This window comes from Vibrio sp. 10N.286.46.A8, from assembly GCF_041470165.1.
Classification (GTDB): domain Bacteria; phylum Pseudomonadota; class Gammaproteobacteria; order Enterobacterales; family Vibrionaceae; genus Vibrio; species Vibrio tasmaniensis_A.
The window spans coordinates 1-5403 of the sequence record NZ_JBFRLX010000159.1; the positions used below are offsets into that span (position 1 = coordinate 1).

8 protein-coding genes are annotated in these 5403 nt (G+C 44.0%); all 8 read right to left on the minus strand.

All coding sequences use genetic code 11. The annotated features are described in order from the left end of the window. Window positions 1–67: 67 nt before the first annotated feature. Entirely contained in the window at window positions 68–562 is a 495-nt protein-coding gene (gene sspB, locus AB4232_RS15680; RefSeq protein ID WP_017101351.1) for a ClpXP protease specificity-enhancing factor, read from the minus strand. Window positions 563–568: 6 nt separating this feature from the next. Beyond that, window positions 569–1204: a stringent starvation protein SspA gene (gene sspA, locus AB4232_RS15685; RefSeq protein ID WP_009848943.1), complete on the minus strand. Its 636-nt coding sequence runs from the start codon at window positions 1202–1204 to the stop codon at window positions 569–571. A gap of 97 nt (window positions 1205–1301) precedes the next feature. Further along, complete coding sequence (locus AB4232_RS15690) at window positions 1302–2039, minus strand: cytochrome c1 (RefSeq protein WP_009848942.1); 738 nt, start codon at window positions 2037–2039, stop codon at window positions 1302–1304. Then, entirely contained in the window at window positions 2036–3301 is a 1266-nt protein-coding gene (locus tag AB4232_RS15695; protein WP_009848941.1) for a cytochrome bc complex cytochrome b subunit, read from the minus strand. The genes AB4232_RS15690 and AB4232_RS15695 overlap by 4 nt, the downstream gene beginning before the upstream one ends. Further along, window positions 3301–3891, minus strand: a complete 591-nt coding sequence (petA, locus tag AB4232_RS15700) for a ubiquinol-cytochrome c reductase iron-sulfur subunit (RefSeq protein ID WP_010434692.1) — start codon at window positions 3889–3891, stop codon at window positions 3301–3303. Before petA ends, AB4232_RS15695 begins: the two co-directional genes overlap by 1 nt. A 330-nt stretch (window positions 3892–4221) precedes the next feature. Continuing rightward, window positions 4222–4614 carry a 30S ribosomal protein S9 gene (rpsI, locus tag AB4232_RS15705; RefSeq protein WP_004740758.1) on the minus strand — a complete coding sequence of 131 codons (393 nt, stop codon included), beginning with the start codon at window positions 4612–4614 and terminating at the stop codon, window positions 4222–4224. 13 nt (window positions 4615–4627) lie between these two features. Continuing rightward, window positions 4628–5056, minus strand: a complete 429-nt coding sequence (gene rplM, locus AB4232_RS15710) for a 50S ribosomal protein L13 (protein ID WP_010434689.1) — start codon at window positions 5054–5056, stop codon at window positions 4628–4630. Window positions 5057–5303: 247 nt separating this feature from the next. Next, window positions 5304–5403 (minus strand): AFG1/ZapE family ATPase (gene zapE, locus AB4232_RS15715; RefSeq protein WP_372087481.1); only part of this gene is annotated, 100 nt, incomplete at its 5' end.

Genomic DNA, 5403 nt, shown 5'->3' on the forward strand with positions numbered 1-5403 from the left:
GCACAAAAAGAAAAAGCAGCGATAAATCGCTGCTTTTTTTGTATTTGGAGTTATTTAAAAAATAACGCTATTTGATAACACGAAGGCTTGGGCGACCTTTCGCTGGACGAGATGGCTCAGGTTCTGAGTCAGACTCTTCAGCATCTACGTCTGCTGTTGCAACACTCAAAGATGGGCCTTTTTCTTGTTCTTCAAAAGGACTTTCTTCAATTCCTTCTTCAAACGCTTCCATGTAAGCCTCTTCAGGTTCAAACATGGTACCAGCACCATTCTCACGAGCATAAATTGCTTGTACTGCGTATAGCGGAACGATCACAGAGTGTGGACGACCACTAAAGCGAGCACTAAACGTCACAGCTTCGTTACCCAGTTCAAGTTGTCCAACCGCACGAGGCGCGATGTTCAGAATGATCTGACCATCTTGAACAAACTCTTCTGGAACTCTCACACCCGGCAATGTTGCTTCAACAACCAAGTGTGGAGTCAGTTCGTTATCAACCAGCCATTCATAAAATGCACGAAGCATGTATGGTCGGCGTGGAGTCATATTTGAAATATCCATAAACGCTTAGCGAACGAGTCGCATCTCGCGCTCAGCTTCCGTTAGAGAAGCTAGGAATGAATCACGTTCGAATACGCGGTTCATGTAAATCTTAAGTTCTTTAGAACCAGGACCAATCAGTTCGATACCAAGCTCAGGTAAACGCCATAGTAGCGGAGCTAGGTAACAATCAATTAGGCTAAACTCTTCGCTCATGAAGTATTCATACTCAGCGAAGATAGGAGCAAGAGTTAATAGGTCGTTGCGTAATTTCACGCGAGCTGCTTCAGATTCTTCAGCGTTGCCTTTAACGATCTTCTCTGCAACTGAATACCAGTTACGCTCAATTCGGTACATCATTAGACGACTGTTACCACGAGCAACCGGGTATACAGGCATCAATGGTGGATGAGGGAAACGCTCATCTAGGTATTCCATGATGATCTTAGAGTCATATAGAGCAAGCTCACGATCAACAAGAGTAGGTACTGATTTGTACGGGTTCAGTTCAACAAGCTCTGCTGGTAGATTTTTTTCATCAACCAACTCAACTTCAACACTTACGCCTTTTTCAGCAAGAACAATGCGCACCTGATGGCTATACATATCAGAAGCACTTGAGAAAAGAGTCATTACAGAACGTTTATTGGCAGCTACAGCCATGGAGCCCTCCAGTACACTTTAAATAAAAACAATGGAGGCCTAAAGCCTCCATTGAACATTAACATAATTTGGGAATTAGCACGGCATTATAGCACAATTAGTGCACATCACGCCAATACTCTTTCTTCAGCAAAATCACGATGATAGTGAAGATTACTAAGAAGGCCATTACCCACCAACCCATAGCATGACGCTCAAGTTGAACAGGGTCGCCCGAGTAAACCAAAAAGTTAACAAGGTCACGAACTGCTTCGTCATACTCACCAGCACTTAATTCGCCAGAACCATCCGTTTCAGTGCCAACAACAACCTTAACTTCCTCACCATCGACCATGTGAGTATCGTAGATTGGCGTTGGGATACCTTGTAGCTCTTCAAGAACATGCGGCATACCAACACTTGGGAAAACCAGGTTGTTCACACCAAATGGACGAGACGGATCTTCATAGAAAGTACGAAGGTACGTGTATAGCCAATCTGCGCCACGAACACGAGCAACCAATGTTAGATCTGGTGGTGGAGCACCAAACCAACTAGCAGCTTGCTCAGAAGGCATAGCGTTAACCATCAAGCTACCAATTTTCACTTCAGGATCGAAGATCAGGTTTTCCTTCATTAGGTCTAAAGGAATCTCCAAATCATTCGCAACACGTTCATAACGTTGGTACTGCGTTGAGTGACAAGCGAAACAGTAGTTCATGAACATCTTAGCGCCATTTTGCAATGAAGCTTTGTCTGTTAAATCATTGTTTGCTTTGTCTAATGGTACGCCTGCACCCGCAGCCATCGCTAGTGACGGCAACATAGCAAATAAAATTACAATCCACTTTTTCATTTGAATGTCACCCTTTCTGGTAATGGTTTCGTCGCTTCATTTTTACTGTAGAACCACAGCAGAACGAAGAACATGAAGTAACCTAAGCTAAAGATTTGAGCTAATAGCGTGTATGTAGGCGTTGCTGGAAGCGCACCAAGTACACCAAGCGCAATAAAGCTTATTGTGAATTGGATGATGTTAATCAAATGCAGTTTGCTACGGTAACGGTAAGAACGCACTTTACAACGGTCGAACCATGGCAGTAGGAATAGCACAACAATTGAAGCGCCCATTGCAACTACACCTAACAGCTTATCTGGAACAGCACGAAGTACAGCGTAGAACGGCGTGAAGTACCAAACTGGAGCAATATGCTCAGGTGTTTTCAGCGGGTTTGCAGCTTCAAAGTTAGGCGGCTCAAGGAAGTACCCACCCATTTCTGGGTTAAAGAACAGCACGTAACAGAACAAGAATAGGAAACCAGCAACACCAACCATATCTTTTACCGTCCCGTATGGGTGGAAAGGAATAGAGTCAATGATGTCGTATTTCTTAGTGTAATCCTTGTGGAATGGGAACTGAGTTTTGTAGTCGTCGCCCATTGTGCCTTTAGGAAGCTTAGTTTCGATACCGTCTGGGTTGTTCGAACCCACTTCGTGCAGCGCCAGTACGTGAAGTACGATAAGCAGCAGAAGTACAATTGGCAGAGCAATAACGTGCAGTGCGAAGAAACGGTTCAGCGTTGCACCAGAGATGATGTAGTCACCACGGATCCAAAGCGTTAGGTCATCACCTATAACAGGGATCGCACCAAACAGAGAAATGATTACCTGAGCACCCCAGTAAGACATTTGACCCCATGGTAGTAGGTAGCCCATGAAAGCCTCAGCCATAAGCACTAAGAAGATCAACATACCGAAGATCCAAAGTAACTCACGAGGCTTTTGGTAAGAACCGTAGATTAGACCACGGAACATATGCAGGTAGATCACAACGAAGAATGCCGATGCACCTGTTGAGTGCATGTAACGCAGTAGCCAACCGTATTCCACATCACGCATGATGTATTCAACAGAAGCAAATGCACCCTCACCAGACGGTACATAGTTCATCGTCAGCCAAATACCCGTAAGGATTTGGTTAACCAGTACTAACATTGCTAAAGAACCAAAAAGGTACCAAAAGTTAAAGTTCTTAGGCATTGGGTATTCAGATAAATGCTTCTTGTAAGCATTCATCGCGGGTAGACGTTTCTCTACCCAATCAAGCAATCCTTGCATTACGCGTCTCCCTCGTCCACACCGATCATGATCTTAGTGTCACTCAAATACATATGCTTTGGTACAACAAGATTCAATGGAGCAGGTACGCCTTGGAATACTCGACCTGCCATATCAAACTTTGAACCATGGCAAGGACAGAAGAAACCAGACTTAACACCCTGAACTTGTTCTGCAAAAGAATCTGGCAGGTAAGTTGGAGAACAACCTAAGTGCGTACAGAAACCAACAGCAACGAAGAATTCCGGCTTAATTGAACGAAACTCGTTCTGCGCGTATTCTGGTTGTTGTTCAGCTTCAGATTGAGGGTCACGAAGTTGACCACCGATCGCTTTTAGATTCTCTAGCACCGATTCAGCACGGCGTACAACCCATACAGGCTTACCTTGCCACTCGACACGAACCATTTGTCCCGGCTCTAACTTACTGACTTCCACTTCCACCGGTGCGCCTGCAGCTTTCGCCTTGGCACTCGGGTTCCATGATTTAATAAAAGGCACGGCTACAGCAGCTGCTCCTAAACCACCAACAACGGCTGTTGTTGCGGTTAAGAAACGCCTGCGACCGTTATTTAAAGGCGCGTTGCTCATCCAAACATTCTCCCATTTGCTCCTTATGGATTGAAATAATTCCGAATAAAGAGCATGGCTAACAAAATATGTATTTAGTTCTATTTATTGACGGCAAATGATAAATAAAACCCTACTTTTTGACAAGATAAAGCTACCTTTTTGTAACAATCATGAGGCAAAGCGCACATTGGGTTACAAAAGCTTTCAAAATATAAGAATTTGGAAATAAAACGAGGGAGGGAAAGCGTTTAGAGGGGGCATAAAAACAAAAAGCCCGGCATATAGCCGAGCTTTGAACCACAATTCCAGTCGAAAAACTGGGAGCGTGTACTTTTTCGTAAAGAAAAATTAACGCTTAGAGAATTGAGGTTTACGACGTGCTTTACGTAGACCAACTTTCTTACGTTCAACGCAACGAGCGTCACGCGTAACATAGCCAGCTGCACGTAGAGCAGGACGTAGAGTTTCATCGTATTCCATAAGAGCACGAGTGATACCGTGGCGGATTGCGCCAGCTTGACCTGAAATACCACCACCAGAAACAGTGATGTAAAGGTCAAGTTTCTCAGTTAGTTCAACTAGCTCAAGAGGTTGTTTAACAACCATACGAGAAGTTGGACGACCGAAGTAAACATCAAGGCTGCGCTTGTTGATTACGATCTCACCAGAGCCTGGTTTGATGAAAACACGAGCTGCTGAGCTTTTGCGACGACCAGTGCCGTAGTATTGATTCTCTGCCATTGTCTTAATCCCCTTAGATGTCTAGTACTTGTGGCTGTTGAGCAACATGGTTGTGCTCAGTACCAGCGTACACTTTAAGCTTACGGTACATCGCGCGGCCTAGTGGACCACGTGGAAGCATACCTTTAACTGCTAGTTCAAGAACCATTTCTGGTTTCTTAGCAATTAGCTTTTCAAAAGTGATAGTTTTAAGACCACCTGGGAACTCAGAGTGACGGTAGTAAACCTTACCCTTAGCTTTGTTACCAGTTACAGCAACTTTCTCAGCGTTAACAACGATGATGTAATCACCAGTGTCTACGTGAGGAGTGTATTCTGCTTTGTGCTTGCCGCGTAGGCGAGAAGCGATTTCACTTGCTAGACGGCCAAGAGTTTTGCCTTCAGCGTCTACAACATACCAGTCGCGTTTTACAGTTTCTGGTTTAGCAACGAAAGTTTTCATGCTAATAATTACCTATTTAAAAAATTTACACTTAAGGAATACTCGCGTATTCCCACTGTCTAAGAGTTACCATTCATCACCCCTTCGAGTGTTGGAAAACTCTTGGCATAACGTGATTTTACTCATCGCTAGAGGCCCGCAGTAACGGTAGGTCGCAGGATTATAGAGAAGAGCGAAGAAAAAATCACCTCTTTTTGAACAAAATCACGATTTTTTTAATTCTCTTTCTTATTCGAGATAATCAAAGCTAACTTAAGTGTTCTTTTGCCAAATACTCATGGCTCTGCATTTCAATTAAACGCGACTGACAACGTTTAAACTCAAACTCTAGTTGACCATGGGTGTAT